Annotated in this window: 26 protein-coding genes; 4 read left to right on the top strand and 22 right to left on the bottom strand. The window is 58.0% G+C overall.

Annotated elements, in window-relative coordinates; translation table 11 throughout:
* Positions 1–552 precede the first annotated feature (552 nt).
* The 9 genes from AACZ19_RS01330 to AACZ19_RS01370 form a co-directional block, all read right to left on the bottom strand.
* Complete coding sequence (locus AACZ19_RS01330; protein WP_339630408.1) at positions 553–1,071, bottom strand: hypothetical protein; 519 nt, start codon at positions 1,069–1,071, stop codon at positions 553–555.
* A 118-nt stretch (positions 1,072–1,189) separates the two neighbouring features.
* Positions 1,190–2,578 carry an NAD(P)(+) transhydrogenase (Re/Si-specific) subunit beta gene (locus tag AACZ19_RS01335; protein WP_339630410.1) on the bottom strand — a complete coding sequence of 463 codons (1,389 nt, stop codon included), beginning with the start codon at positions 2,576–2,578 and terminating at the stop codon, positions 1,190–1,192.
* 12 nt (positions 2,579–2,590) lie between these two features.
* Complete coding sequence (locus AACZ19_RS01340; RefSeq protein ID WP_339631403.1) at positions 2,591–2,878, bottom strand: NAD(P) transhydrogenase subunit alpha; 288 nt, start codon at positions 2,876–2,878, stop codon at positions 2,591–2,593.
* A gap of 8 nt (positions 2,879–2,886) precedes the next feature.
* Complete coding sequence (locus AACZ19_RS01345; protein WP_339630411.1) at positions 2,887–4,038, bottom strand: Re/Si-specific NAD(P)(+) transhydrogenase subunit alpha; 1,152 nt, start codon at positions 4,036–4,038, stop codon at positions 2,887–2,889.
* 93 nt (positions 4,039–4,131) lie between these two features.
* Complete coding sequence (locus AACZ19_RS01350) at positions 4,132–4,260, bottom strand: aa3-type cytochrome c oxidase subunit IV (protein WP_339630412.1); 129 nt, start codon at positions 4,258–4,260, stop codon at positions 4,132–4,134.
* Positions 4,261–4,367: 107 nt separating this feature from the next.
* Positions 4,368–6,140, bottom strand: coding sequence for a M3 family oligoendopeptidase (locus tag AACZ19_RS01355; protein ID WP_339630414.1), 1,773 nt, complete (start codon positions 6,138–6,140; stop codon positions 4,368–4,370).
* A 54-nt stretch (positions 6,141–6,194) separates the two neighbouring features.
* Positions 6,195–6,644, bottom strand: a complete 450-nt coding sequence (locus tag AACZ19_RS01360; protein WP_339630415.1) for a PaaI family thioesterase — start codon at positions 6,642–6,644, stop codon at positions 6,195–6,197.
* Positions 6,641–7,117, bottom strand: a complete 477-nt coding sequence (locus AACZ19_RS01365) for a PaaI family thioesterase (protein WP_339630417.1) — start codon at positions 7,115–7,117, stop codon at positions 6,641–6,643. The genes AACZ19_RS01360 and AACZ19_RS01365 overlap by 4 nt, the downstream gene beginning before the upstream one ends.
* A gap of 6 nt (positions 7,118–7,123) precedes the next feature.
* Positions 7,124–8,104, bottom strand: a complete 981-nt coding sequence (locus AACZ19_RS01370; RefSeq protein ID WP_339630419.1) for an NAD-dependent epimerase/dehydratase family protein — start codon at positions 8,102–8,104, stop codon at positions 7,124–7,126.
* A 199-nt stretch (positions 8,105–8,303) separates the two neighbouring features.
* Here AACZ19_RS01370 and AACZ19_RS01375 point away from each other — a divergent pair, with 199 nt between their 5' ends.
* Positions 8,304–11,774, top strand: coding sequence for an indolepyruvate ferredoxin oxidoreductase family protein (locus AACZ19_RS01375; protein WP_339630420.1), 3,471 nt, complete (start codon positions 8,304–8,306; stop codon positions 11,772–11,774).
* Between the two features lie 115 nt (positions 11,775–11,889).
* On the opposite strand, the gene AACZ19_RS01380 is transcribed toward AACZ19_RS01375, so the two are convergent.
* Positions 11,890–12,321: a GFA family protein gene (locus AACZ19_RS01380; protein WP_339630422.1), complete on the bottom strand. Its 432-nt coding sequence runs from the start codon at positions 12,319–12,321 to the stop codon at positions 11,890–11,892.
* A gap of 300 nt (positions 12,322–12,621) precedes the next feature.
* On the opposite strand from AACZ19_RS01380, the gene AACZ19_RS01385 reads away from it, so the two are divergent.
* The gene (locus tag AACZ19_RS01385; protein WP_339630424.1) at positions 12,622–12,852 is read left to right on the top strand and encodes a DUF1272 domain-containing protein; all 231 of its coding nucleotides are present in this window, start codon (positions 12,622–12,624) and stop codon (positions 12,850–12,852) included.
* 2 nt (positions 12,853–12,854) lie between these two features.
* Here the strand turns inward: AACZ19_RS01385 and AACZ19_RS01390 are convergent, their stop codons facing one another.
* The gene (locus tag AACZ19_RS01390) at positions 12,855–13,175 is read right to left on the bottom strand and encodes a hypothetical protein (RefSeq protein ID WP_339630426.1); all 321 of its coding nucleotides are present in this window, start codon (positions 13,173–13,175) and stop codon (positions 12,855–12,857) included.
* Positions 13,176–13,407: 232 nt separating this feature from the next.
* On the opposite strand from AACZ19_RS01390, the gene AACZ19_RS01395 reads away from it, so the two are divergent.
* Complete coding sequence (locus AACZ19_RS01395) at positions 13,408–14,013, top strand: HupE/UreJ family protein (RefSeq protein WP_339630428.1); 606 nt, start codon at positions 13,408–13,410, stop codon at positions 14,011–14,013.
* A gap of 79 nt (positions 14,014–14,092) precedes the next feature.
* On the opposite strand, the gene AACZ19_RS01400 is transcribed toward AACZ19_RS01395, so the two are convergent.
* The 4 genes from AACZ19_RS01400 to AACZ19_RS01415 form a co-directional block, all read right to left on the bottom strand.
* On the bottom strand, positions 14,093–14,395 hold the full coding sequence (locus AACZ19_RS01400) for a DUF2312 domain-containing protein (protein ID WP_339630430.1): 303 nt from the start codon (positions 14,393–14,395) through the stop codon (positions 14,093–14,095).
* Positions 14,396–14,517: 122 nt separating this feature from the next.
* Positions 14,518–14,811, bottom strand: a complete 294-nt coding sequence (locus AACZ19_RS01405) for a DUF1244 domain-containing protein (RefSeq protein ID WP_339630432.1) — start codon at positions 14,809–14,811, stop codon at positions 14,518–14,520.
* A 30-nt stretch (positions 14,812–14,841) separates the two neighbouring features.
* The gene (locus AACZ19_RS01410; protein ID WP_339630434.1) at positions 14,842–15,984 is read right to left on the bottom strand and encodes a carboxylate-amine ligase; all 1,143 of its coding nucleotides are present in this window, start codon (positions 15,982–15,984) and stop codon (positions 14,842–14,844) included.
* Positions 15,981–16,757: an N-formylglutamate amidohydrolase gene (locus AACZ19_RS01415; protein ID WP_339630436.1), complete on the bottom strand. Its 777-nt coding sequence runs from the start codon at positions 16,755–16,757 to the stop codon at positions 15,981–15,983. Before AACZ19_RS01415 ends, AACZ19_RS01410 begins: the two co-directional genes overlap by 4 nt.
* 257 nt (positions 16,758–17,014) lie before the next feature.
* On the opposite strand from AACZ19_RS01415, the gene pyk reads away from it, so the two are divergent.
* The gene (pyk, locus tag AACZ19_RS01420; RefSeq protein WP_339630438.1) at positions 17,015–18,436 is read left to right on the top strand and encodes a pyruvate kinase; all 1,422 of its coding nucleotides are present in this window, start codon (positions 17,015–17,017) and stop codon (positions 18,434–18,436) included.
* Positions 18,437–18,474: 38 nt separating this feature from the next.
* On the opposite strand, the gene AACZ19_RS01425 is transcribed toward pyk, so the two are convergent.
* The 7 genes from AACZ19_RS01425 to AACZ19_RS01455 all read right to left on the bottom strand — a co-directional run bounded on the left by AACZ19_RS01425 (position 18,475) and on the right by AACZ19_RS01455 (position 26,188).
* Positions 18,475–19,032: a tetratricopeptide repeat protein gene (locus AACZ19_RS01425; RefSeq protein ID WP_339630440.1), complete on the bottom strand. Its 558-nt coding sequence runs from the start codon at positions 19,030–19,032 to the stop codon at positions 18,475–18,477.
* An 81-nt stretch (positions 19,033–19,113) separates the two neighbouring features.
* Positions 19,114–20,406, bottom strand: coding sequence for a glycolate oxidase subunit GlcF (gene glcF / locus AACZ19_RS01430; RefSeq protein ID WP_339630442.1), 1,293 nt, complete (start codon positions 20,404–20,406; stop codon positions 19,114–19,116).
* Between the two features lies 1 nt (position 20,407).
* On the bottom strand, positions 20,408–21,646 hold the full coding sequence (locus AACZ19_RS01435) for an FAD-binding protein (protein WP_339630444.1): 1,239 nt from the start codon (positions 21,644–21,646) through the stop codon (positions 20,408–20,410).
* A gap of 6 nt (positions 21,647–21,652) precedes the next feature.
* Positions 21,653–23,137 carry an FAD-linked oxidase C-terminal domain-containing protein gene (locus AACZ19_RS01440; protein WP_339630446.1) on the bottom strand — a complete coding sequence of 495 codons (1,485 nt, stop codon included), beginning with the start codon at positions 23,135–23,137 and terminating at the stop codon, positions 21,653–21,655.
* A 144-nt stretch (positions 23,138–23,281) separates the two neighbouring features.
* Entirely contained in the window at positions 23,282–23,407 is a 126-nt protein-coding gene (gene ykgO, locus AACZ19_RS01445; RefSeq protein ID WP_161316603.1) for a type B 50S ribosomal protein L36, read from the bottom strand.
* Between the two features lie 123 nt (positions 23,408–23,530).
* Positions 23,531–24,472 carry a methyltransferase domain-containing protein gene (locus tag AACZ19_RS01450; protein WP_339630449.1) on the bottom strand — a complete coding sequence of 314 codons (942 nt, stop codon included), beginning with the start codon at positions 24,470–24,472 and terminating at the stop codon, positions 23,531–23,533.
* A 126-nt stretch (positions 24,473–24,598) separates the two neighbouring features.
* Positions 24,599–26,188 (bottom strand): AMP-binding protein, encoded by a 1,590-nt coding sequence (locus tag AACZ19_RS01455; protein WP_339630451.1) that lies wholly within the window; start codon positions 26,186–26,188, stop codon positions 24,599–24,601.
* Positions 26,189–26,314: the final 126 nt, after the last annotated feature.

Raw genomic sequence — 26,314 nt, forward strand, 5'->3', positions numbered from 1 at the left:
TAAAGCTGCGCGTAAAATGCGTTCGATACATAGCTATTTGCGAAAGTTGGTTTATATGAAGTCAAATTATCCCAAACTTGCATTCCTGCCTGAGATTGTGACAATTCATTAAATGAGAAATAGTCACCAGTTTGCTGTGAGATACCAATTTGATCCAAGACATATTCAGGCAAAAGCGTGCAATTCTCGCCCCAAAATACATGAGCATACGCCACATAGTTAAGTTCTTCACCAATTCGACTTGAATACTCAGAACGCAATAATTCATACTGTTCCTCAGAAATAATAACTTCTTTACGTTGAAGGTATCCTTCTTTAGTTGGGTCAGTTAAATAGTCATCTAACTTAAAATTCTCATTTGCAATGACGCCATCCAAATTATCAAATCTGAACCCAAGAAAACTGCCTTCATTAATCAAATTTATGCCGACAGTTAAGTCAGCCAGGTTTTCGACAGCTGCAAAAGTTATATTAAAATGCCCGGAAATACCATCTGTGTAATGATTAAGTATTATCTTGTAATCGCTCATTCTCTCCCCCTCTTAACCGGATTTAACGGATGATGTACTCAAGCTGCTCCAGATCATTATTATAGACACTTTTCAGCACAACTTTTTGTTTCAGCTTGCCGCTGGAACTGCATAAATAACCAAGATCAATTGACTTAAAATCATTCTCAATACAGCCGTTCTTCACCGCTGCCGTAACGGCCTCTCGCAGTAACGGATTCTCGAGAACATCTCTCGACGCATATATTCCAATGCAATCACCGGCCAGCCACCAAAAACTGCATTTATTTAGTGGGACGGTAGCTCCCACAGCGAAACAAAACTTCAGAAGTGACTTCTTATCAGGCGTCATCAATTCGTCAGCGGTACAAACACGATTTACAATGGGCACATGCGTTCTTCCGTTATCTCCCACCAATAAATGATTATTGACCCAATGTGCCAAAGGTCCTGATCTATAAGCCCTTTGATAATCTTCATAGGTGACGGCCCTAGCAAATAATACCGCCGCCGCAGCGAGCAATGACAAGACGACAATAATTAAAACCAGTATCTGATTCATAAATTTCAAATTACGCGCGACACACGCAAAACTCAAGAATGAATATGTATATAAAAAATAAAACCCGCCGGTGCTTGCCGACGGGTTTTGTTTAAGCCTGAATGTTCAGTCCCGCCCTCTACAGCGCCTTAATAATATCCTCGACCATTTTCTTGGCGTCGGCGAGGAGCATCATGGTGTTGTCTTTATAGAAAAGATCGTTGTCGATCCCGGCGTAGCCGGATGACATGGAGCGTTTCACGAACAGCACCGTGCGCGCCTTGTCCACATCGAGGATCGGCATGCCGAAGATCGGGCTGGACGGGTCATCGCGGGCGGCGGGGTTGGTCACGTCGTTCGCGCCCACCACCAGCGCCACATCGGCGCCGGAGAAGTCGGAGTTGATTTCCTCCAGCTCGAACACCTCGTCGTAAGGCACCTGCGCCTCGGCCAGCAGCACGTTCATATGGCCGGGCATGCGGCCCGCCACCGGATGAATGGCATAGACAACCTCGACCCCCTCTGCCTTCAGGGCATCGACCATCTCGCGGAGTGCATGCTGGGCCTGCGCCACCGCAAGGCCATAGCCCGGCACGATGATGACCTTGCCCGCATTCTTCATGATGAAGGCCGCATCATCAGCAGAGCCCGCCTTGAACGGACGGTCGCCCTTGTCGGGACCGGCGGCCGCCGTATCGCCGCCGAAGCCACCCAGAATGACGCTGAAGAAGGAGCGGTTCATCGCCTTGCACATGATGTAGGAGAGGATCGCCCCCGAGGAGCCGACCAGCGCGCCAACGATGATCAGCGCGGTGTTTTCAAGGGTGAAGCCGATACCTGCCGCCGCCCAGCCGGAATAGCTGTTCAGCATCGAGACGACCACCGGCATGTCGGCGCCGCCAATCGGGATGATGATCAGGAAGCCGATCAGGAACGCCAGCGCGGTCATCGCCCAGAAGATCGTCGGGTCGAGATCGAGGCAGAACCAGATGATCAGCGCGACAATGGCAAGGCCGATCAGCAGGTTGACGAAATGCTGCCCCGGGAAGATCACCGGGTTGCCGGAAACCAGCCCCTGCAATTTCGTGAAGGCGATGATGGAGCCGGAGAAAGTAATCGCGCCGACGACAACGCCGATGGACATTTCAATGCGCGACAGAACCGTCAGTTCCCCGCCTGCGCCGAGAATGCCATAGGCGTCCGGGTTATAGAAGGCGGCCGCGGCGACCAGCACGGCGGCAAGGCCGACGAGGCTGTGGAAGGCCGCGACAAGCTGCGGCATGGCGGTCATGGCGATACGCTGGGCGATGACCGCACCAATGGCGCCACCGATGACAATTCCGCCGATGATCCACTCATAGGAGAGAACGTCGGGCCGGAGGATCGTCACGATGATGGCGATGGCCATACCGGCCATGCCCATGATATTCCCGCGCCGCGAGCTGGCCGGTGAGGACAGGCCGCGAAGCGCAAGAACGAAAAGAATGGCGGAGACCAGATAGGCAAGCGCCGTAAAGTTTGCTGACACGGTGCGTCTCCCCTATTTCTGTTTTTTCTTGTACATGGACAGCATCCGCTGGGTCACGAGGAACCCCCCGAAGATATTGACCGAGGCGAGCACGATAGCGACGAAGCCGAAGACTTTCGCCAGCGTCATATCCGACGGTCCGGCGGCAATCAGCGCACCGACGATAATCACCGAGGAAATCGCGTTAGTGACCGCCATCAGCGGCGTATGCAGGGCGGGCGTCACGCTCCAAACCACGTAATAGCCAACAAAAATGGCGAGCACAAAAATGGCCAGCCGGAAAACGGTTGGATCTACCATATCCATAATCAGTTCCCTCCCTCAGTCAGTTGCGGGTGGATCACGCTGCCGTCGCGGGTGAGCGCGGTGCCGAGGACAACCTCGTCCTCCCAGTTCAGGTTCAAGTTCCCCGTTTCCTTGTCGATCATCGGGTTCAGGAAATTGAAGAGATTCTTCGCGAACAGGGATGACGCGTCACTCGCAAGGCGACTTGGTACGTTGCGATGGCCGATAATCTTGACACCATTGTCGGTGACGACAATCTCGCCGGGTTTCGACTGGGTGACATTGCCGCCCGCCTCGACCGCGAGGTCAACAACGACGGATCCCTTCTTCATCACCGCCAGCATTTCATCGGTAATCAGGATCGGCGCGGTGCGCCCCGGGATAAGCGCCGTGGTGATGACCATGTCCTGCTTCTTGATATGCTCGAACACAAGCTCCGCCTGGCGTTTCTTGTAATCGTCACTCATTTCCTTGGCGTAGCCGCCCTCGGTCTCGCCGGTTTCATCCGTTTCCACCATGACGAATTTCGCGCCGAGACTCTCGACCTGTTCCTTGGTGGCGGCACGCACGTCGGTCGCGGTCACAATCGCACCCAGGCGGCGTGCGGTGGCGATTGCCTGAAGGCCGGCAACGCCAACTCCCATGACAAAGCATTTGGCCGGGGCAATGGTGCCCGCGGCGGTCATCATCATCGGCATGGCGCGGCCATATTCGGCGGCGGCGTCCAGCACAGCCTTGTAGCCCGACAGGTTCGACTGGCTGGAGAGAACGTCCATCGATTGCGCGCGGCTGATGCGCGGCAGCAGCTCCAGCGCCAGCGCGGTCACACCGGCCTTGGCATAGGCGGCGACCTGTTCACGGTTCTGCATGGCGGAGAGATGACCGACCAGAACGGCGCCCTTCTTCATCAGCGCCAACTCGTCCGTTCCCTCTTCTTTCGTCAGCGGATGCTGGATTTTGAGAACAACATCGGCGTCTTTCAGCGCCGCGGCCTCATCGGCAGCGATGGTCGCACCGGCTTCCTCGAAATCCGAGTCCTTGAAGGAGCTTGTCTCCCCGGCGCCCGTCTCAACAATGACTTCGGCGCCCAGGGCGACAAATTTCTTCACGGTATCCGGGGAGGCGGCAACCCGCTTCTCGTTCTCCCGGCGCTCCCTTGGGATGGCGATTTTCATAATCGATCCTTTATCGTTGTGAATTCTGGTAGTTAGGTGACGCCCCGCAACGCCGCCCACGGTAATACGGAACCCGGCGGGCTCGCCGCCTCGTCAGAGCAGAAAGATCGCCATCAGGATAAGAAGGATAACGATCCCGATCGTGCCGTATTTGAACAGCTTCACGAAGTCATCAAAGGATTCTTTCTGGGCGTCGATGTTCATATTTCCCTGCTCGCTCATGTTGGCATACCTTTCATTTCTCAAGCGTCGTTATATTACATTGCGTTGCAATATACCGAAATCTGCCCGTCGAGCAACAGAATGTCGTATGAGATCGCCGAAAAAGGCTAAAGCGCTTCCAGCTCGTCGATGAAGCCCTCGATCACGCCAAGGCCCTTGGACCAGAAGGCGGGATCGGACGCATCAAGATTGAAGGGCGCCAGCAATTCCTTGTGCCGCAATGTGCCGCCTGCCTTCAGCATGTCGAAATATTTGTCCTGAAAGCCGCTCTCGGCCTCCTGATAGATGGCATAGAGCGCATTTACCAGGCAATCGCCGAACGCATAGGCGTAGACATAGAAAGGCGAATGGATGAAATGCGGGATATAGCACCAGAAATACTGATACTCATCATGCAGCCGGATTGCCGGGCCAAGGCTTTCGCGCTGGACATCCATCCAGATTTCGCCAATCTGGTCGGGAGAGAGCTCCTCTTTCCGCCGGGCATCGTGCAGGCGTTTCTCGAATTCATAGAAGGCGATCTGCCGCACCACGGTGTTCAGCATATCCTCTACCTTGCCCGCCAGCATGATCTTGCGCTTGGCCGGATCGCTCTCTTTCTCCAGCAGCGCGCGGAAGGTCAGCTGTTCGCCGAACACACTCGCCGTTTCGGCCAATGTCAGCGGCGTATCCGCCAGCAGCCCGCCTTGCGGTGCCGCCAAAAGCTGGTGAACCCCATGGCCCAGCTCATGGGCAAGCGTCATCACATCGCGGATATTGCCCTGATAGTTGAGCAGGAGATAGGGATGCACGCTTGGCACCGTCGGATGGGCGAAGGCGCCCGGGGACTTGCCGGGGCGTACACTCGCGTCTATCCACGGTTTTTCGAAGAACTGTTTGCCGAGATCGGAAAGGTCCGGCGAGAAGCGGCCATAGGCCTCCAGCACAGTATCGCGGGCCTCGTTCCAGGAAATGATCCGGTCGTCGGAATCGGGAAGCGGCGCGTTGCGGTCCCAATAATCGATCTTCTCCTGCCCCATCCATTTCGCCTTGATCGCGTAATAACGATGGGAGAGACGCGGATAGGCCGCCTGCACTGCATCGGAGAGTGCATCAACGACCTCTGCCTCGACCTGGTTGGACAGATGCCGCATGGCGGCGGGTTCCGGCGCACCGCGCCAGTCATCCTCGATCGCCTTGTCTTTCGCCAATGTGTTGGTAATGAGCGAGAACAGCCGGACATTCTGCCCGAACACCTTGCCGAGAGATTTTGCTGCCTTCTTGCGAAGTTCCGCGTTTGGACTGGAGAGGAGATGCAGCACCTGCTGGGAGGCCATTTCCTCGCCATCTACCTCGAATTTGAGCCCCGCCATGGTCTCATCGAACAGCCGCACCCAGGCGCTGCGCCCGGCGATGTCTTTTTCATGCAGCAGTTTCTCGATCTCGTCGGAGAGCTGATAGGGTTTCAAAGCCCGGACATTATCGAGCCAGGGCTTGTATTTCTTCAGGCTGCTACCCTCATACATCGCCGCAAGCCGGTCATCCTCGATCGCGTTCAGCTCCAGCGTGAAGAACAGCAGATCCGTGCCGATGGCGCTGATCTTCTCCTGCATGGTCTGAAAGAACTTGCCGACATCCGGATCCGACATATTGCCTGCATAGACCAGATAGGCATAGGACATGATCCGGCCTTCCAACTCGCCGATTTCCTCAAACTTGGTAATGGCGAGATAGAGCCCCTGCCCGTCCAGTTCGGTGAGCTTGCCCTTGTATTGAGCGGCAAAAGCTTTTGCATCCCGCGCCGCCGTCTCCAGATCCTCCAGCAGTTCAGGCGAGGTCCGGGACGGGTACAGATCGCTCAGGTCCCATTCGGGCAGATTGGCAAGGGCGGCATCGGTCATGTAAAGCAAACTCCAACAGGCAAAAATAGTTCCTGTTCATTTAGGATTATAAAATCAACTGACAAGGAAATTGGCATGGGCGGCAGCAATCGGCTTGTCGCGTTCCTCCTGCCAGGCCTCAATCCGCATATTGGCCACGCGGCGGCCAGGCTTGGTGATTACCGCCTCGGCATAGGTCTCGACCGGCTTGCCGGAGCGCAAATACTCCACCGTGATATTGATGATCTTCGGCAGGCGCGTCACATCCTGCGTCGCAAACAAATGGACCAGCGCGGTACTTTCCAGAAACGCGCCGATCACGCCGCCATGCAGCGCCGGCAGGGTCGGGTTGCCGATAAACTTCTTGTCTTCGGGCAAGACGCAGGTCAGCTTCCCATCCGGATTTTCAATCCGCAGACCGAGATAGCTGAAATAGGGAATCATTTCGAATACCGGGCGCCAGTCCCGGCTCTCCTTCGACTGCTCTATCCGGGCGACAAAATCTTCGGATGTCAGGACCGTCATGAGTTTGCCCTCTTCTCATCCGCCGCTTCATTCAACGTCTTGCCGGCAGTCGATTTCAGCATGAAGGTACCGACGGCATTGGCAATCGGATCCTCGGGGTCACTGTGGTAAGCGATGGCGCGGACGAAGGCGATCTGCTTCGTCGTCCGGTAGCAGGTCGCGTGAGTATAGACATCCTCCCCTGGCGTTGCCGGTTTCAAATAGTCAATCCGCAAATCCAGCGTCGCAATCGGCATGTATTTCTGCAGCCGCGCATAGATGCACATGCCCGCCGCCGTATCGATCAGCGTGGTAATGATCCCGCCATGGAGCACGCCGTTGACCGGGTTTCCGGCGAAACGTTCCTGATATGGCAGGCTGAAGGTCACGCCGTCGGCATTCATGTCATGGACTTTCACGCCAATATCCGCGCAATGGGGAATGCCGTGATCAATAATATTCTGTATCTGCGAAATATCGAACGCGTCCGACATGAAAAACTAGTCCTTACAGTATTCCTGGTACCATTTGACGAATTTTGGCAAACCCACCTCAAGCGAGGTCGCAGGTTCATATCCCACATCCCGGTGGATCGGGTCAATGTCTGCGTAGGTCTCCTTGATGTCGCCGGGTTGCATGGGAAGCAATTCGCGCTTGGCTTCAACACCCAGTGTTTCCTCGATTATCTCGACGAAATCGAGCAACTTCTCCGCCCGGTTGTTGCCGATGTTATAGACCCGATGTGGGGTTTTGCCGTCCCCTGTTTCCGGCGGTTTTACCAGCACTTCCAGAATTCCCTTCACCACATCGTCGATATAGGTGAAATCGCGCTTCATATCGCCATGATTATAGATATGGACCGGTTCGCCCTCCATAATCTGCTTGGTAAAGCGCCAATAGGCCATATCCGGCCGTCCCCACGGTCCGTAAACGGTGAAGAACCGCAGGCCTGTCATTGGAATATCGTAGAGATGCGCGTAACTGTAGGCCATCAGTTCATTCGCCTTTTTCGTCGCTGCATAGAGCGACAGCGGGCTGTCCGTCGTCTGGCTCACCGAAAAGGGCATCTTGGTATTCGCGCCATAGACGGAGCTGGAACTCGCGTAAACGACATGCTTGAGATTTTCGAGCTGGCGGCAAAGCTCCAAAATCGTCAGAAAGCCGGTAATATTCGCCGCCGTATAGTCAAACGGGCGGGTCAGGCTGTGTCGTACCCCGGCCTGCGCCGCAAGATGTACGATCAGGCTGATCTTCGAATGATCACCCAGCGCCGCATAGAGCGCGGCCCGGTCTGAAATATCAAGCTCATAGAAGGTGAAGTTACTGTATAGGTTGAGGCGCGCAAGGCGGTCCTTCTTCAGCTTTACATCATAATAGGGATTGAGATTGTCGATCCCGATCACCTTCCGCCCACCGGCCAGCAAGGTTTCGGCGACATGCATTCCAATAAATCCCGCCACCCCCGTCACCAGTATGGTCATGCTCGCCCCTCACAGAAAAATAAAACCCGTATCCTCTTCAAAAGCACTTTTGCCCCGGAAAAGTCAAAAAAAATCCGATGAAAACATCACGAAAAATCATATAAGTCAGTAGTATTGACCTTTTTTGCCTTTCATGATATTCTGCTTATATCTAACAGCAGTATATGTCTTTTTTTCGAATGGGAGTGAGGGTTAAGAGATGCAGTTGGCAAATGTAACGCTGGACGACAAATACACGCTTGAGGAAGGGCGTATTTTCCTGACCGGCATTCAGGCGCTGGTGCGCCTGCCGCTGATGCAAAAGGAACGCGATCGCGCCGCCGGGCTGAATACGGCGGGCTTCATCTCCGGCTATCGCGGCTCTCCTCTTGCCGGCTACGACCAGTCGCTCTGGAAAGCCGCGAAGATCCTGAAGGAAAACGACATTCATTTCGAACCGGGCGTCAATGAGGACCTTGCGGCGACCGCGGTCTGGGGCAGCCAGCAGCTCAACATGTTCAAGGGCGCGCGCTATGACGGCGTGTTCGGCCTGTGGTACGGCAAGGGCCCGGGCGTCGACCGCACGGGCGACGTCTTCCGCCACGCCAACAGCGCGGGCACCTCGAAATACGGCGGCGTTCTCGCGCTCGCGGGGGACGATCACGGCATCGTCTCCTCCTCCATCGCGCATCAGAGCGAGCACAGCTTCGCCGGCTGGATGATGCCCGTGCTGCACCCGGCCAATGTGCAGGAGATTCTCGACTACGGCCTGCTCGGGCTGGAGATGTCGCGCTTCTCGGGCCTGTGGATCGGCTTCAAATGCATCTCCGAAACCGTCGAGGGCGGCGCCTCCGTCTATGTCGCGCCGGACCGCGGCAACTTCATCCGCCCGAATATCGAGATGCCGGAGGGCGGCCTCAATATCCAGCCCCATGACAACCGCTTCGACCAGGAAGTGCGGCTCAACAAGCACAAGATATACGCCGCCCGCGCCTTCGCCCGCGCCAACAGTATCGACCATATCACTATGGACAGCCCGAAGCGGCGCTTCGGCATCGTCACTGTCGGCAAATCCTATTACGACGTGCGCCAGGCGCTCCGCGATCTTGGCATCAATGACGAGCTCGCCGCCGATATCGGCCTCACCGTCTACAAGGTCGGCATGCCCTGGCCGCTGGAGCCCGACGGCGTCCGCCAGTTCGCCGAGGGGCTCGAGGAAGTGCTGGTGATCGAGGAGAAGCGCGCCGTCATCGAGAACCAGATGAAGGAGCAGCTCTATAACTGGGACACCAAGGTGCGCCCGCGCATCCTCGGCAAGTTCGACGAGAACAAGAACCCGCTGCAGCCCTCGACCGGGGAGATGACCCCGGCCATGGTCGCGCGGGTGATCGCGGGCCGTATCCGCCGCTTCTATACGTCCGAATCCATCGAAAACCGCCTCGCCTTCCTCGACCGCAAGGAAAAGCAGCTGGAGGCGAAACCGGCGAAGCTGGTGCGCACGCCCTTCTATTGCTCCGGCTGCCCGCACAACACTTCGACCGTGGTGCCGGAGGGAAGCCGCGCCGTCGCCGGGATCGGCTGTCATTTCATGGTTACCTGGATGAACCGCAACACCGATACCTTCACCCAGATGGGCGGCGAAGGCGTGCCCTGGGTCGGGCAGATGCATTTCACCGACGAGCAGCATATCTTCGCCAACCTTGGCGACGGGACCTACTACCATTCGGGCATTCTCGCCATCCGCCAGGCGGTCGCGGCGAAGGCCAACATGACCTACAAGATCCTCTATAACGACGCGGTCGCCATGACCGGCGGCCAGCCGACGGAAGGGCATATCACCCCCTGGCAGATCGCCCAGCAGCTCGAGGGCGAAGGCGTTTCCGTCATCCGCGTGGTGACGGATGAGCCGGAAAAGTACGCAGAAGGAACACCCTGGCCAAAGGGCACGACGATCCATCACCGCGACGACCTCGACAAGATCCAGCGGCACTTGCGCGAGGAAAAGGGCGTCTCGATCCTCATCTACGACCAGACCTGCGCCGCCGAGAAGCGCCGCCGCCGCAAGCGCGGCACCTATCCGGACCCGGCCAAGCGCGTGATCATCAACGATCTCGTCTGCGAGGGCTGCGGCGACTGCTCCATCAAGTCGAACTGCCTCTCCGTCGAGCCGATCGAGACCGAGTTCGGCCGCAAGCGGACCATCAACCAGTCGACCTGCAACAAGGATTTCTCCTGCGTGAAGGGCTTCTGCCCGAGCTTCGTCACCATCGAGGGCGGCGAGCTTCGCAAGGCCGCGCCGCATGCGGCGGAAAACCCGGCGGAAGGCCTGCCCGTTCCGGCGATACGCGAGCTCAAGGGCCCCTACCGCATCCTGATCACCGGGATCGGCGGCACCGGCGTCGTCACCATCGGCGCCATCGTCGGCATGGCCGCGCATCTGGAGGGCAAGGGCATTTCCGTGCTCGATCAGGCGGGTCTCGCGCAGAAGGGCGGCGCCGTCACCAGCCATGTGCATATCGCGCCGCATCCCGAAGACATCAACGCCGTCCGCATCCCGGCGGGCCGCGCCGATCTCCTCATTGGCTGCGACATGGTGGTCTCGGGCTCCTACGATTCCCTTGCGAAATTCGATGTCGGCGTCGCCCATGCGGTGATCAACGCCCATCCCTCGCCGACCATGGATTTCACCCTCGATCCCGACGCGCCCTTCCCGGTCCAGGACACGCTCGACCATATCCGCGATGCGGTCGGCGCCGATGCCTGCGATCTGATCGAGGCGAGCGAGATTGCGACGACGCTGATGGGCGATTCCATCGCGACGAACCTGTTCATGCTCGGTTTTGCCTACCAGAAAGGCCTGATCCCGCTCGGCGAGGAAGCCTTGCTGCGAGCGGTAGAGCTGAACGGCGTCGCTGTGCCCTTCAACAAGAAAGCCTTCGGCTGGGGCCGCGTGATGGCCCATGATCCCGACAAGGTGATGAAGGAAGTGGACGAGCTGAAAGGCCCGACGCTCGTTCAGGAACCGACGAACGATCTCGACGAGATGATCTCCCGCCGGGTCGAGTTTCTCACCGGATACCAGAGCGCCCGCTATGCCCGCCGCTACAGCGATATGGCGGCGAAAGTCCGGCTCCGCGAAAGCGACATCAAGCCCGGCGATACCTCCCTCTCGGAGGCGGTGGCGCGGTCCTACTTCAAGCTGCTCGCCTACAAGGATGAGTATGAAGTCGCCCGGCTCTATGCGGACCCGGTCTTTATGCAGAAGGTGGAGCATATGATGGAGGGCGACTACTCGCTCAAATTCCATCTCGCCCCACCGCTTTTCTCGAAGAAGGACCCGGACACGGGCCATCTGAAGAAGAAGGAATTCGGCGGCTATATGATGAAGGCTTACCGTTTCCTCGCGAAACTCAAATCCCTTCGCGGTACCCCGCTTGATATTTTCGGCTATCAGGAGGAGCGCAAGATCGAACGGGCGCTGATCAAGGAATATGAAGCGACCCTGACCGAGGTTCTGGACGGATTAACGCCAGCAAATCATGCAACCGCCGTCGCCATCGCCGAACTGCCGATGGAAATCCGCGGCTATGGCCATGTGAAGGAGAAAGCGATCCGGCTCTATCGCGGCGACCTCGACAACCTGCTCGCCGCCTTCCGCAGCCCCGAACCGCAGAAGCAAGCGGCGGAGTAGTGCTAATACTGTGATCTAGCAAGCAAACTTAAATATGTCCGAATTCGGCCGCCTTACAGTGTGAATCACTGTAAGGCGCGTTCCAGACCAATATTTGCAGCTGTCATTCTGTTGATCATTCCGGCATCATCTCACCACTACCCCCTGCTTCTTCGGGCATGTCCTTAAATTTTGGAAGGCCGTCCTTAATCGGTAGAATGGCGTTTTCATAATTAATATGAATTGTCGGGGTAAATGTCAGATCATGCACCAGACCAGCAAAGATGTCGTAAAGGCCAGCCTCAAATAAATTAATACCAACAAGACCATTACAAATACTGCAGGAATAGCGCCCCGCTTCTGCATGTCCCGTTTTAGAGTAGTGGCGTAACTTGTCCTCACCCCTGACAATCCGAATTTTGTCGCGGGGCCATAGCACTGGCGCATTGACCGGGCAGCCCGTGAAACTCCGACAGCTATTGCAATGACAATAGCATTGTACAACGGGCTCTCCATCGGCCTCGATCTCGATAGCGCCGCAGGAACAACTTGCGTGATATGTGGTCATTGTTATGTCTTTCGGGCCAAGTGGAATACTTTATCTAACTTATTGCCGAAGTTAATTTATCCGTCAAGTTAGCGACGAACTTTCGGAACTGGCTTGAGCTTTGTCGCATGAATTTTATGCGATTTGATGTCTAGGCGGCCACATCGGGTCATAAGCAGAACTTAAACCGTACCTAAAACGATGTATCAGAGGAATTCCGGGTGGAACCATCTTGCTATAAAGTGGCTCCCCGAACGGGCCCTTATTGGACCTGTCCGGGTGCCGTCTCTTCGGCTATAGAATGAGCAAAAGGAGACTGTCATGCTGGAGCTGAGACCAAACTGTGAGACGTGTGATTGTGATCTGCCGAACGGCAAGGTTGATGCCTATATCTGCACCTTTGAATGCACCTTCTGTGAAAGTTGCGCGAAAGGGGTCCATAACGGAGTCTGTCCAAACTGCGGCGGAAACTTCACACTGCGTCCCGTGCGACCCGCGAAGCTGCTGCAAAAATACCCGCAGAGCACGAAGCGCATCGTCGCAAAAACATAACCTCAGTCGGGAAAACGTACCCAGGTCGGGCGCGGCGTCGCCGGTTTTTTCTCCGGCGCGGGTTTTTCTGCCTTTGCTTGCGGCCTCGACAACAGCGGTTCCAGCCCCGATGACAGCGCCCGGATCAACTCTGCCGACTGCCGGTTGAGCGCAATCTTCTCCTCCGGCCCATGCGCGGCGCCTTCATGGCGCGCCGCCGCCGTCTCCAGAAGCCGCCGCGCCTCTTCCGCCGTGAACAGGCCATTGATCACGCATTGCTGCAGAATCAGCTCGCTGATGGTGAGGGCCGCAAAGCCTGCGGCATCTGTTGAAAACTCCGTCATGTCCCCAAACCGGCAATAACCACCTGTGGATTTATAACAGGCGCTTTCTGCACTTAATTATTGCAACTTCGAATACAAGAGGGATAGGGCGGAAGGGTCCGGCAACGGCCTCTGCGACTTTTCCTCATTGCACCGGGCGGAGGGGCATCGTCAGGCTTGCAAGCGGGCGATGGCTGTATTACCGTGATCTCGAATCCCCGCCAACAGAAACAAAATCAAAGAGAAACCGAAAATGCGAGATATGATGTCCAGATCCCTTACAACAGCGAGTATCCTCGCCGTCACGTCCCTGCTGCTGGCGACCCCTGCGCTCGCCCATACCGGCGGTGGTATCGTCGGCGGTTTCAGCAGCGGTTTTGCCCATCCGGTCCTGGGTTGGGATCATCTTGTGGCGATGGTCGCCGTGGGCCTCTGGGGGGCCTCTCTTGGCAAGCGCGGTGTCTGGCTCCTGCCGATTGTCTTCCCGGTTGTCATGGCTCTCGGTGCGGTGCTCGGCTTCTCGGGCATTCCCGTCCCCGCGGTTGAGGCCGGCATTGCCGCCTCGGCGATTGTGCTGGGGCTGCTGATCGTCTTCATGGTTCGCCCGCCGATGTGGATTGCGGGCATCGTTGTCGCCTTCTTCGCCCTGTTCCACGGCCATGCCCATGGCGCAGAGCTGCCAGCGGCGGCCAATGCCCTTGCCTATGGCGTCGGGTTCGTGCTGGCGACAGGCCTTCTGCATCTGTGTGGTATCGGGATCGGAACGCTGGGGTCCTCACGCGTCGGAAATATTGCCATCCGCGCAGGCGGCGGCGCCATCTCGATCGTTGGCGCGGCCTTCCTGACCGGGGCTGTCTGATAGATTTTAAAGATGACGGCTGATGCTTTTCCTCAGGAAACCGCATCAGCCCATTCTTTTCCCCTAACGGAATTTCCGCCTAAAAGGCGGCAGCTTCGGGCTCGTTCCCGGCGTCCTCTTCGGCGGGATTTTCATCCGCTGCCATGCCAAGGGCATGTTTATACAGGTCGATCATATATTCCTGTTCCTGCACATCGGCCTTGTCCATCTTGCGCAGACGCAGGACGGCGCGCATGGCCTTTACGTCGAAGCCCGTGCCCTTGGCCTCGGCGAAGATTTCCTTGATATCGTCGGCAATGCCTTTCTTCTCTTCTTCAAGGCGCTCAATTCTCTCGATATAGGACCGCAGATGATCTGCGGCCACTCCGCCGACGTCAGCCATAATGTCTCTTCTCCGTGAATTTGGTCATGCAATGGGCCGGAATTTCTCCGGGAGGGATTTCTAGCATTTCTCCGCCGGACAAATCTATGCCTTTGACAAAAAATTTTGCGCTGGCAGACCCCTTAGTGATCCTTGTGGCTGTCCTTGAAGGCGGCCTGCTGTTCAGCGCTCGCCTCGGTCTGGTATTTCGCCTTCCATTCATCGAACGGCATGCCATAGACGATTTCACGGGCCTGCATCTTGTCCATCTCGATGCCTTTTTCGTTCGCCGCCTCCATATACCAGTTGGAGAGGCAGTTGCGGCAGAAGCCGCCCAGGTTCATCAGATCGATATTCTGCACATCGGTGCGGGTCCTGAGGTGATCGCGCAGGCGCCGGAAGGCCGCTGCTTCGAGTTCGAGTGTTTGCTGATCCATGTCTGTTCCCTTTCCGTGGGGTGTTTCCTATTACTGTAGGCCGCTGACCGTTTCTTTCAAGACCTGATCGACAACTTTGACCAGCGCATCCTCCTTGCTGGCGCCCCCCTTGATCGCCTCATGATAGGCGCTGAGCTGCCGGTCAGCGGAGGTGCCGCGCCGGACAATCTCCCGCGCATGGGCAACTTCCTTCTCGCAGCCGAGAAACGCCGCATCCTCGGCGGTAAGGCCGATGATCTCCTCGATCAGGTCGGCAGCCGGCACCGGCGCCGGTATGCCGAAATCGATCAGCTTGCCCTCAACCCCGAAGCGCTGCGCGATCCAGCGGTTCTCGGCGACCAGCGTCTGCGGATAGACGCGCCAACGCTGGTTATTGCGGCGCAGGCGATACAGCATCCTAAGGATACAGGAATAGAGCGCGGCGATGGTCAGGCTGTCCTCGACCAGCGGGCAAACATCGCAAAGCCGCATTTCCAGTGTCGGGAATTTCGATGACGGGCGCATATCCCACCAGAGCTTCGACCCATCCTCCAGCGCACCCGCTTCGACCAGCGTGTCGATGAGCCGGGAAAACTCGCCATAACTCTCGAACCGGTCCGGGATGCCGGTCCTCGGCAGTGCATCGAACACCGTCATGCGATAGGATTTGAGGCCGCTTTCCTCCCCTCGCCAGAAGGGCGACGAAGTACTGAGCGCCAGGAGATGCGGCAGGAAATAGCTCGCCTGGTTCATCAGATCGATGCGCAGTTCCGGATCCTCGATCGCGCAATGCACATGCATGCCGCAGATCATCAACCGTCGCACCGTCGCCTGCATATCGCGGGCAATCACGTCATAGCGCTCCTTCGGCGTATGCTTGAGCTGGTGCCAGTCAGCGAACGGATGGACGGAGGCCGCCATCACGCCAAGGCCATGCTGGTTCGCCACGTCGGCCACGGTCCGGCGCAGCTCGTAGAGGGCGGCGCGCGCCTCGGTGATATTCTTGCAAACCCGGGTGCCGACTTCCAGCTGGGAGCGGAGGAATTCCGGCGTTACCAGATGATCGGGCAGCAACCGCTCGCATTCGCTGAGGATATCCTCGCTCGGTTCGATGGCAAGGGCGCGGGTTTCCAGATCGACGAGAAGATATTCCTCCTCGATCCCGATGGTGAAGCTCGGCTCGGCAATGCTCATGCGTCGGTCTCCTCTTTCGCGTCCAACAAGGGGCCCAGCCGCATCAGCGCATCCGCCATGATCGACGCCCATTTTTCCGCCCCCTGATGGGTGTCGATCAGGTCCTGGCGGATTTCGATGGCGACATTGGGCAGATCCCGTTTCATGCCATGTTCGTTCATTGTGTAGCCGAGGGGATCGCGGGCCGAGTAAGGCTCGTTATCGCCGACGACGAGGGAATGGTTCTGCCGCAGGATTTTCAGGAGCGGCAGCGCGATCCTGGGGTCCTCATCCCAGAGGACGCCGATATGCCAAGGCCGCTCGAACTCATGCATCACCGGGGTGAAGCTGTGCATGGAGACCAGCAGCGGAAGGGCGTGATGCTCCAGCTTGTGGTCAATCAGGCCGGTGATCGCCCCCTGATAGGGCGTGAACCAGTTTTCCACGCGCCGCGCCCGCTCGTCCTCCGGCATCTCCCGATTGGCAGGAATTTCAACGCCGTCGCTGATCACCGGGGTGCTGGCGGGATCATCGGGATAGCGGTTCGCATCCAGCAGCAGGCGGGAGAAACGCGCATAGATCGCCGTCGCCCCGATTTTCTCGGAAAGACGCCGCGTCACATCCTCGATCCCGATGTCCCAGGCGATATGCCGGTGCAGCACCGCCGGATCGGCAAGGCCGAGGTTGTCATATTCTTCCGGGATATGGCGGCTGGCATGATCGACCACGAGCAGCAGCGGGCTGTCGCTCTCCGGGTTCTGAATGTCAAAGGCGGAAGAAGTACTGTCTGTCATGGTCCCAAGGGTAAAGTGAAAGAATGACGGGATAGTATCCCAACTTCCCGCCACCTTACAATGATGGCGCACGGCCGCGCACGTATATTCTCGCGATCTTCGCCAGTAGGTCTTAAGTTTATCTCGCTTCGGCGGCGAACGGTACTCTTCATCCGCAGCTTGAAAAAAGTCAATATTAACACTCACGTAACTGTCATAAAATCGTTAGTATGGGCGTGTGAGTATTAGCCAATGGCTTTTTGTACAGGCAAGAATTTATGCGACGACTGAGAAAAACGAAAATCATAGCCACCCTTGGACCGTCGAGCAGCAGCGCCAGCATGATCGAGGCCCTGCATCTCGCGGGCGCGGATGTATTCCGGCTGAATTTCAGCCATGGCGACCATAAAGATCATGAGGAGCGGGTCGATACGATCCGCGCATTGGAGAAGAACAGCGGACGGCCCATCGGCATCCTCGCGGATTTACAGGGACCGAAAATCCGCCTCGGCACCTTCAAGGACGGACCGGTCCTGCTCGAAAATGACGCGATGTTCCGACTTGATCTTGACGAGACTCCGGGCGACAAGACCCGCGTCTCGCTGCCGCATCCGGCAGTCCTCGAAAGCCTTGAGGAAGGCAGCATACTGCTCCTCGATGACGGCAAGCTCAAGCTGACGGTCATGGAGGCGGGCACGGATTTCGCCGACTGCGAGGTGACCGTCGGCGGCAAGATTTCCGACCGCAAGGGCGTGAATATCCCGAACGCGCTGGTCCGCATGAGCCCGCTGACCGACAAGGACCGCAAAGACCTCGATTTCGCGCTGTCGCTCGGCGTCGACTGGGTCGCCCTCTCCTTCGTCCAGCGACCGGACGATATCGCCGAGGTGAAAAAGATCGTGGCCGGACGTGCCGCCGTCATGGCGAAGATCGAGAAACCGGCGGCGGTCGAGGCGCTGGACGGTATTATCGACCTAGCCGATGCGATCATGGTTGCCCGTGGCGATCTTGGCGTCGAAATGCCGATACAGGAAGTCCCGGCGATCCAGAAGAAGATCATTTCCCGGGCGCGCGAGGCGGGCAAGCCGGTCGTCGTCGCGACGCAGATGCTGGAAAGCATGATCGCCGCGCCGGTACCGACCCGCGCCGAGGTGACCGACGTCGCCAACGCCATCTATGACGGCACCGATGCGGTCATGCTCTCGGCGGAGAGCGCGGCGGGAGAATATCCGCTCGAAGCCGTCTCGATGATGAACGATATTGCCGAGGTGACGGAAAAGGACCCGATGTACCAGGGCATTATCGATTCCAAGCATGGCACGCTGGAAGCCACCACCGCCGATGCGATCAGCGCCGCCGCCACCCAGGTGGCGAGCACCATCGGCGCGGCCAGCGTTGTGACCTACACCACCTCGGGCTCGACCGCGCTCCGGGCGGCGCGCGAACGCGGCAAGACGCCGGTGCTGGTGCTGACGCCGTCGCTCAAGACAGCGCGCACCCTCGCCCTCGTCTGGGGGCTGCATTGCGTGCATACGTCAGATGCCAAGAATTTCGCCGAGATGGTGGACAAGGCCTGCAAGATTTCCTTCGCCGAGGGCTTCACGCGGCCGGGCGACAGGGTCGTGATCATGGCCGGCGTTCCCTTCGGCACACCGGGCTCGACCAATATCCTGCGCATCGCCTGGGTCGGAGAGCAATAGTCTGGGGCGAATAATTCAGAGAAAAGTCAGCAAGCGGATCAGATATTCTTCTTGTCCCGCTCTATCTGGAGCTGTTCCAGACGCGCCTTGACGCCCTTCATATGCGGGTTGATATCGACGGCCTTTTCATAGGCGGAGAGCGCGCCGGCCTCGCTGTCGCGAATATCGTAAATCTGGCCAAGGCCGGAAAGCGCGCCGAAATGACGGGGCTCCAGCTCCAGCGTGCGGCCGATATCCTCGATCGAGCTATCATATTCCCCGACCAGGAACAGGACCGTCGCCCGCTTGTTCCAGCCTTCGGAGAATTCCGGATCGACCTTGATCACGGTGGTGAAAATGGAGAGCGCCTTGGCGAACTCCCCGCGACTCATATAGCTGATCCCCTGAAACATCAGGAAATCGACCGTATCACTGCCGGAGGTCAGCCAGATCTTCCAGATACTACCCTCGATCATCTTGGCTTTGGTGGAATCTTCGGTCTCGGCGAGTTCGGTAAAGAGTTCGTCGAGCTTGGGATCATCCTGCCGCGCGAACGACGGGGCGGCCCAGCCGAGGAGGCCAAATATGACTAGAATGCTGAGTAGTCGTCGTCCCATATTTTGAATATAGCACTTTTTGTCGATTTTGGTAGCGCGCGGGTCAAACACAAAGTTGTGAGCGGGCGTTTTCTGTATCGATCAGGAGAGCGCCGCCGGTTTCGGTCCGCCTGTCGCCCAGTCAAGCAACTCAACCGTATGGACAACGGGAAGATCCATGCCGGAGGCGATCTGGGCAATGCAGCCGATATTGCCTGCGGCGACAAGATCGGGCGCGGTTTTCGAAATATTTCTGATTTTCCGCGCCTTCAGTCTTGCGGACAGCTCAGGCTGCAACAGGTTATAGGTGCCTGCCGAGCCGCAGCAGATATGGGATTCGGGAATATCAACGACGTCAAATCCTGCGCCCCGTAAGAGCGCCTTCGGCTCCTCGCGGATTTGCTGGCCATGCTGGAGCGAGCAGGCAGAATGATAGGCGACTTTGAGGGGCGAGGTCACTTTCGGCGGCTCCATCTCGATGCGACTCAGAAACTCCGTAATGTCGCAGGCGAGCTTCGCGACTTTTTTTGCCTGCTCGGCAAGACGTTTATCGGACTGATGGGCGAATAGCTCCCCATAGTCCTTGACCGTCGTGCCGCAGCCGGAAGTGTTGATGATGATGGCGTCCAGCCCCTCCCCCTCCATCTCGCGGAACCAGGCGCGGACATTGGCGCGGGCGAAGCCCTGCGCGTCTTTTTCTTTCCCCATATGCAGCGGCAGCGCGCCGCAGCAACCCGCCGCTTTCGGGATAACCACCTCGACCCCGTGGCGGTTCAGCAAACGGATGGTGGCGTCATTGATTTCCGGCGCCAGCACCTTCTGCGCGCAGCCGGTCATCAGCGCGACCCGCTTCTTCCGGTGCCCGCCCGCCGGATGCAGCCGCTTCTCGTCGAGACGGCTTGCTGGCGGCAGCTTTGTCGGCGCCATTTCCAGCATCGCCTTCAGCGGGCCGGAAAACAGATTCTTCGCCGGTTGCGCCAGCTTCGCGCCGAACAGCGAGGCGCGAAAGAGCATGGGGCGCGGCAGCACAACGCCGAGCACGGTCCGCAGGAGCCGGTCAAAGAGCGGCCGCTTGTAGGTTTCCTCGATATAGTCGCGGCCATGCTCCACCAGATGCATATAATCGACGCCCGACGGACAGGTCGTCATGCAGGAAAGGCAGGAAAGACAGCGATCGAGATGCTGCACGGTCGAGGCCGGGGCCGGTTCCCCGCTTTCCAGCATCTGCTGCATGAGATAGATGCGCCCGCGCGGGCTATCGCGCTCATCTCCGAGCTCCAGATAGGTCGGGCAGGTCGCGGTGCAGAAGCCGCAATGGACGCAGGCGCGCAGGATATCGTTGGATCGGGCAATCTTCGGATCGGCAAGCTGGAGAATGGAGAATTCCGTTTTCATATCAAGCCATTGCCTTCATATCTTTATCCGCATACATGCGCCCGGGATTGAGGATATTTTCGGGATCGAAGCCATCCTTGATGCGGGCATTGATCTTCCGGATGGGCTCCGGCTGCGGCTGGAACGGCGCGATTTTCGCCCGAAGCGCCTCTGATCCGCGGATCAGCGTCGCATGGCCCGCACCGTTGATCGCACCCCGCACAAGGCTCTCCCCGCCATCGGCACTGTCTTCCGGTATCTGCACCCAGACAAGCCCGCCTGCCCAGTCGAGAAAATAGCGCATGTCCGGTACCTTACCCTCGATAATGGTAATAAGCTTCGCTGCATTGGCGGGCGGTATGGAGAGCTTCCAGAGCGTTCCTGCAGTTCCCACAAAGGGCGAAATATTACCGACAAACTCCCAGAATGCTTCAGAATTTACGCCGTGAAGTTCCTCCTGCTCGCCGTCCTTCGCCAGCATTTCCCGCACCGCGTTGCAGCGGAACTCGGCGGAAGGTCCCGGCCCCTCAATCTTGAGAGCCAGCACCGACTTCTCCGGATCGCGGATATAGCCAAGCGGCGAGAGACGCGCGATATCCGCAGGCAGATACGCCGCGGCGGCAATGTCATGCACCGAGGAGATAGCGCGGTTCATGATCGGCTGTGCTTTTTCCAGCGACACGTCATAAAGAAGGACGGTGCGGGTTTTCTCCGGCTGCGGCAGCACCTTGAAGGTGAGCGAGGTGGCGATGGTGAGCGTGCCGTAACTGCCCGCCACGAGCTTGCAGAGGTCATAACCGGTGACATTCTTCATCACCCGGCTGCCGGTCTGGAAGGTCTGCGCGCGTCCGGTAAACCCCTTTACCCCCAGCAGATGATCGCGGGCACTGCCCGCCTTGAGACGCGCCGGGCCGGAGAGATTGCAGGAGAACAGGCCGCCAAGCGTCCCCTCACCCGCGCCAGAGCCCAGAAGCGGGCCGTAATCGGGCGGATCAAAGGCAAGCTGCTGTCCGCTTTCGCGCAAAATCGATTGAACGTCGGTCAGTTTCGTACCCGCCTTTGCTTGCATCACCAGTTCCGCTGGCTCATACATCTCGACCCCGGTGAGGCCGGAAAGATCGAGCACATGGTCCGTCGCGGCGGGACGACCGATCGCAGTCTTGCTGCCCGCCCCCTGCACGGTCAGGCCATGTTTGCCCGCCAGCGCCCAGTCGAGCATGTCCTTAATCTGTTGTTCTTCTGTTATCTTTGTGATCTGCATGGATTGTCAGAACCGGGGAATATCGGGAAACGGCAATTCGCCGTTATGGACATGCATCTTGCCCAGCTCGGCGCAGCGATGGAGGATCGGGAAGACTTTCCCCGGGTTAAGCCGTCCGTCCGGATCGAAGGCACATTTGAGTCGCTGCTGCTGCTTGAGGTCGTCTTCGGAGAACATCTCCCCCATGAGATCGCGTTTCTCGATGCCGACGCCATGCTCCCCGGTGAGGACACCGCCGACCTCGACACAGAGTTTCAGGATATCCGCGCCGAACGCCTCGCATTTTTCAAGCTCGCCCGGATTATTCGCATCGAACATGATGAGGGGGTGAAGGTTGCCGTCCCCCGCATGGAAGACATTGGCGACCCTGAGGCCATATTGTTTGGAAAGCTCGCTCATGCGGGCCAGCACCAGCGGCAGTTTTCCGCGCGGGATCGTTCCGTCCATGCACATATAGTCGGGCGACAGCCGCCCGATCGCCGGGAAGGCCGCCTTGCGTCCGGCCCAGAAGGACATCCGCTCTGCCTCGCTGGTACTGATCCGGCTGACAGTTGCGCCGCAATCTTTAGCGATTTTGTCGATTTGTTCCTGATAATGGGCGATCTCGACTTCCGGGCCATCGAGCTCGACAATCAGCAGGGCCTCGACATCCAGCGGATAGCCCGCGTGACAGAATTCCTCCGCCGCCTGAATGGCGTAGCGGTCCATCATCTCCATGCCCGCCGGAATTATGCCCGCGCCGATGATCTTGCCGACGCAATCGCCAGCCTGTTCGCTGGACGGAAAACCGATCAGTTGGGCGGAGATATGCTCTGGGCTTCTAAGGATGCGCACCGTCACCTCGGTAATCACCCCCAGGAGCCCTTCCGATCCGGTCATCACGCCGAGGAGGTCATAGCCTTCTGCGTCCAGATGCTTGCCGCCGAGGCGGATGATCTCGCCGTCCATGGTCACCATCTCGATCCCGAGCAGATTATGGGTGGTAAGGCCGTATTTCAGGCAATGCACGCCGCCAGAATTCTCCGCCACATTGCCGCCGATGGAGCAGGCAATCTGGCTGGACGGGTCTGGCGCATAGTAAAAGCCGTCCGCCTTGACGGCATCGGTGATGGCAAGGTTGGTGACGCCGGGCTGGGCCACAACGCAGCGGTTGTCATAGTCGACTTCAAGGATCTTGTTGAACTTGCCAAGGCCGAGCAGCACGCCGTCGGCGAGCGGCAGCGCCCCGCCCGAAAGCGAGGTCCCGGCGCCGCGCGGCACCACATTGACCCCTTCGGTCTGACAGTATTTGAGGGTTTCGGCGATTTCCGCGACGGTGGAGGGGAGGACCGCGATCATCGGCAACTGGCGATAGGCGCTAAGACCGTCGCATTCGAAGGCGCGCAAATCGTTCTTGTCGTCGATCACGCCTTCCGGATCGGGGATGATCCGTCGAAGCCCCGCCACCAGCGCGTCGCGCTTGGCCAGCACATCGGCGTTTGGCTTGGGCATTAACATCGCGGCTCCCCCTTCGGATTATTCCCTATGTCTCCTGACATAGGGCGGAAAGCGGCGTCGATGCAAACAAAAAAACCGTCAATGCCGGGGCATTACGGTTTTTTCCACATTACAGAACCGGTAACGTCGACGGCAGAATCAGCCCTGACGCGCCTTGAAACGGCGGTTGGTTTTGTTGATAACGTAAACGCGTCCTTTGCGGCGTACCACGCGACAATCGCGATGACGCTTCTTCGCGGACTTGAGCGAGTTCAAGACTTTCATTGTCCAGATCCTAACAACTTGGTGAATTCGAAGGCCGGAACATACTGGCCCCGCCCCGCCCTGTCAATCCAGAAAAGGGCCGAATTTCGGAAGAAATCCCGCTTTTCCCTGAAGCCCCTCTGATCAGGTAATTTCGACGGGCTTGCGCGCGTAAATGCGGAACACCTTGAGATGCCCCGCGTCGATCATCTTGATCCGGCGCATCCACAGCTCGCCTTCCTTCAGGATCCAGTCATGAAGATGGCCGCTCTTCTCGCCGTTGCTGGTGCGCGTTGCATAGTCGGCAAAGGCACGCAGCACATTCGATTTATATTCCGGCGTCACATTCTCGGCGATGCTGACTTCGAAACCGGCATTCGTCAGCAGCGTTCTGGTTTCCTGAACGTCGATGAGATAAGGCGTCAGCGGTTCGGCCGCGATCCAGTCCTTCATCCCCGGCGCATTGCCATCCGATCCTTCCAGCATATAGTCGGACATCATGAACTGACCATTGGGTTTCAGCATCTTGTGAATGGCCGAGAAGCATAGCGCCTTGCTTTTCACCGGAAACAAGGCCTCAGACGAATAAACTATGTCGGCAGAGCGTTGCTTGGGATTGAAATTCTCGAAATCGCAATGGAAGAAGTTGATCTTGCGGTTGAGCCCGGCCATCGTCGTCATCTCAATGGCGGCGTCCTGCAGTATCTGGTCCGGGTCGTAACCGGTGACATAGGCGTCATATTCCTTGGAGACCCAATGCGCGAAGCCGCCAAGACCAGAGCCCAGCTCCGCCACGCTCAGTTTCTTGTTGATGCCGAGGGGCTTGGTCAGCCGCATTTTCGTATCATCCGGGATGCAGCGGGTCATTCCTTCCCCGAACAGGGTCACCACCGATCGTTGTCGACTAATGCTCCAGCCCTTGACCGTCGGTGGGCCGTCTTCGGCGACCGCCTCACGCTCGGCCTCTTCAACAGCCTCAGCCGTGGCCTCTTCAGCTTCCAACTCATAGCCGTCCCACCACGCGCGCAAACGGCGTTTGATAGATTGTTTTGCGTCCATTTCGGGGCTATTTGCTTCTGCGCTCATCCAAGATACCTGATATGCCTCTGCGGCCGGTCCAAACTAAATTCAACCAGAGAACAGAATATCGCAGAAAAAACTTAACCCTTCGTAAAGCAGAAATGCCGTCCCCGGGCTTCAAAAACAGTCGTTTCAGGCGGTGCTGGCTGCTTCCCAATAGGGAATGCGCAATTCGCGTTTCATGACCTTGCCGATGGTGCTGCGGGGCAACTCGTCGCGGAATTCAACGCCGCTGATCCGCTGCGTCTTGCCAAGACGGTCATTAACCCACTGCGTCAGCTCGGCCTCGGTGACGTCTGCACCGTCCTTCGCCACCACGAGCGCGAGCGGGGTCTCCCCCCATTCCTCGCTCGGGATACCGATCACCGCAACATCGGCCACGGCCTCATGCTGTGCAAGCTCCACCTCGATATCGGCGGCATAGATATTGAACCCGCCGGAAATGATCATGTCCTTCTTGCGGTCCAGCAGAAAAAGGAAGCCGTCCTCATCGAACCGGCCCATATCGCCGCTCTTGAAGAAAACCTTGCCGTCCGGGGCCCGCCAGATCATTGCTTCGGTGAGATCTTTGCGGCCATGATAGCCAGTCATCATGGCATCCGACCGACCGAAAATCTCGCCGATCTCTCCTTGTGCGAGCTCGACCCCCTCTTCATTAATGATGCGAAGTTCAGTTCCCTCGCCCGCCATGCCGACGGAGGCCAGCTTGTCCGGGAATTCCGTGCAGGACAGCGCCGTGCCGATCCCGCCTTCGGTCAGGCCGTAAATCTCGATCATCTTGCCGGGCCAGCGGGTGATGATATCGCGCTTCACCTTCTCGCGCAGCGGCGCGCTGGTCGAGAGTTTCACCTCGAAACTGCTGAGGTCGTATGTATCGAAATCCGGATGGGCGAGAATGCGTTGATATTGCACCGGGACCAGCATGGCATGGGTAACCCTCTCCGCTTCTGCGATTTTCAGGAATTTCTCAACATCGAACTTCGGCATGACGATGATCCGCCCGCCAAGCGCCAGGGTCGGCAGCAGCGCGACCAGCGTCGTGTTCGAATACATCGCCGTCGAGACCAGCGTTACCGCCTTGCTGTGCACGCCCAGCGCCTCGAACCGGATTACATGCTGGCTGCGCATTTTCTGGCTCTGCTCGATCCCCTTGGGCACCCCCGTCGTACCCGACGAATAGATCAGGTTAAAGCCATCCTCCGGCTGCACATCGACATAGAGCGGCTCAGCGGACGCCCCTTGCAGCAGATCCTCATATGCCGTCCAGCCGTCTCCCTCGAAATCGAAAGCGACATAGCCATCCGCCGGAACACCCTCAATCTTGCCGCGGAACGGCTCGATCAGGTCTCGCGTCGATTGGGAGGCAAAGACCAGCTTCGAGCCGGAATCGCGGATCATGACGTCCAGTTGCTCAGAAGACGCCATGCCCGACAGCGGCACGATGCAGAGCCCGGCCTGCAAGGCGCCGAGATAGACTTCCAGATACTCGACACTGCTCCGCGCCAGCACTGCGACCATATCCCCGCGCCCAAGCCCGCGCCCGTTCAGCATATTGGCGACCATATTCGTGCGCGGAAGGAATTCCGCCCAGGTCCGGACCTCGCCCTCGCATTTGATGACTTCCAGCGACGGATTGGCGGCGGCAGCGCGACGAATACGCTCGGCATAATGAACGAAAGGAAAAGGCGCGTCAGGGGAAGTTTCAGGGGTCGTCTGGCTCATGATATCTCCGATATTCGTCTTTTGGCGGCTTAACTGTCGCCATGGGTGGTTTTTTCCGCAGATTAGCCGCTGTCCCGGCGCTTGCAAAGCAAAGAATGCGAAACCCGCGCGGCGGACAGGAAAGAC

It is taken from the genome of uncultured Sneathiella sp., assembly GCF_963973085.1.
Taxonomy (GTDB): domain Bacteria; phylum Pseudomonadota; class Alphaproteobacteria; order Sneathiellales; family Sneathiellaceae; genus Sneathiella.

What these genes read in the sequence shown, in the direction of transcription:
- AACZ19_RS01330 (WP_339630408.1), bottom strand. Translation starts at nt 1,071, where the DNA reads ATGAATCAGATACTGGTTTTAATTATTGTCGTCTTGTCATTGCTCGCT.
- AACZ19_RS01340 (WP_339631403.1), bottom strand. Translation starts at nt 2,878, where the DNA reads ATGGTAGATCCAACCGTTTTCCGGCTGGCCATTTTTGTGCTCGCCATT.
- AACZ19_RS01345 (WP_339630411.1), bottom strand. Translation starts at nt 4,038, where the DNA reads ATGAAAATCGCCATCCCAAGGGAGCGCCGGGAGAACGAGAAGCGGGTT.
- AACZ19_RS01350 (WP_339630412.1), bottom strand. Translation starts at nt 4,260, where the DNA reads ATGAGCGAGCAGGGAAATATGAACATCGACGCCCAGAAAGAATCCTTT.
- AACZ19_RS01355 (WP_339630414.1), bottom strand. Translation starts at nt 6,140, where the DNA reads ATGACCGATGCCGCCCTTGCCAATCTGCCCGAATGGGACCTGAGCGAT.
- AACZ19_RS01360 (WP_339630415.1), bottom strand. Translation starts at nt 6,644, where the DNA reads ATGACGGTCCTGACATCCGAAGATTTTGTCGCCCGGATAGAGCAGTCG.
- AACZ19_RS01365 (WP_339630417.1), bottom strand. Translation starts at nt 7,117, where the DNA reads ATGTCGGACGCGTTCGATATTTCGCAGATACAGAATATTATTGATCAC.
- AACZ19_RS01370 (WP_339630419.1), bottom strand. Translation starts at nt 8,104, where the DNA reads ATGACCATACTGGTGACGGGGGTGGCGGGATTTATTGGAATGCATGTC.
- AACZ19_RS01375 (WP_339630420.1), top strand. Translation starts at nt 8,304, where the DNA reads ATGCAGTTGGCAAATGTAACGCTGGACGACAAATACACGCTTGAGGAA.
- AACZ19_RS01380 (WP_339630422.1), bottom strand. Translation starts at nt 12,321, where the DNA reads ATGACCACATATCACGCAAGTTGTTCCTGCGGCGCTATCGAGATCGAG.
- AACZ19_RS01385 (WP_339630424.1), top strand. Translation starts at nt 12,622, where the DNA reads ATGCTGGAGCTGAGACCAAACTGTGAGACGTGTGATTGTGATCTGCCG.
- AACZ19_RS01390 (WP_339630426.1), bottom strand. Translation starts at nt 13,175, where the DNA reads ATGACGGAGTTTTCAACAGATGCCGCAGGCTTTGCGGCCCTCACCATC.
- AACZ19_RS01395 (WP_339630428.1), top strand. Translation starts at nt 13,408, where the DNA reads ATGCGAGATATGATGTCCAGATCCCTTACAACAGCGAGTATCCTCGCC.
- AACZ19_RS01400 (WP_339630430.1), bottom strand. Translation starts at nt 14,395, where the DNA reads ATGGCTGACGTCGGCGGAGTGGCCGCAGATCATCTGCGGTCCTATATC.
- AACZ19_RS01405 (WP_339630432.1), bottom strand. Translation starts at nt 14,811, where the DNA reads ATGGATCAGCAAACACTCGAACTCGAAGCAGCGGCCTTCCGGCGCCTG.
- AACZ19_RS01410 (WP_339630434.1), bottom strand. Translation starts at nt 15,984, where the DNA reads ATGAGCATTGCCGAGCCGAGCTTCACCATCGGGATCGAGGAGGAATAT.
- AACZ19_RS01415 (WP_339630436.1), bottom strand. Translation starts at nt 16,757, where the DNA reads ATGACAGACAGTACTTCTTCCGCCTTTGACATTCAGAACCCGGAGAGC.
- pyk (WP_339630438.1), top strand. Translation starts at nt 17,015, where the DNA reads ATGCGACGACTGAGAAAAACGAAAATCATAGCCACCCTTGGACCGTCG.
- AACZ19_RS01425 (WP_339630440.1), bottom strand. Translation starts at nt 19,032, where the DNA reads ATGGGACGACGACTACTCAGCATTCTAGTCATATTTGGCCTCCTCGGC.
- glcF (WP_339630442.1), bottom strand. Translation starts at nt 20,406, where the DNA reads ATGAAAACGGAATTCTCCATTCTCCAGCTTGCCGATCCGAAGATTGCC.
- AACZ19_RS01435 (WP_339630444.1), bottom strand. Translation starts at nt 21,646, where the DNA reads ATGCAGATCACAAAGATAACAGAAGAACAACAGATTAAGGACATGCTC.
- AACZ19_RS01440 (WP_339630446.1), bottom strand. Translation starts at nt 23,137, where the DNA reads ATGCCCAAGCCAAACGCCGATGTGCTGGCCAAGCGCGACGCGCTGGTG.
- ykgO (WP_161316603.1), bottom strand. Translation starts at nt 23,407, where the DNA reads ATGAAAGTCTTGAACTCGCTCAAGTCCGCGAAGAAGCGTCATCGCGAT.
- AACZ19_RS01450 (WP_339630449.1), bottom strand. Translation starts at nt 24,472, where the DNA reads ATGAGCGCAGAAGCAAATAGCCCCGAAATGGACGCAAAACAATCTATC.
- AACZ19_RS01455 (WP_339630451.1), bottom strand. Translation starts at nt 26,188, where the DNA reads ATGAGCCAGACGACCCCTGAAACTTCCCCTGACGCGCCTTTTCCTTTC.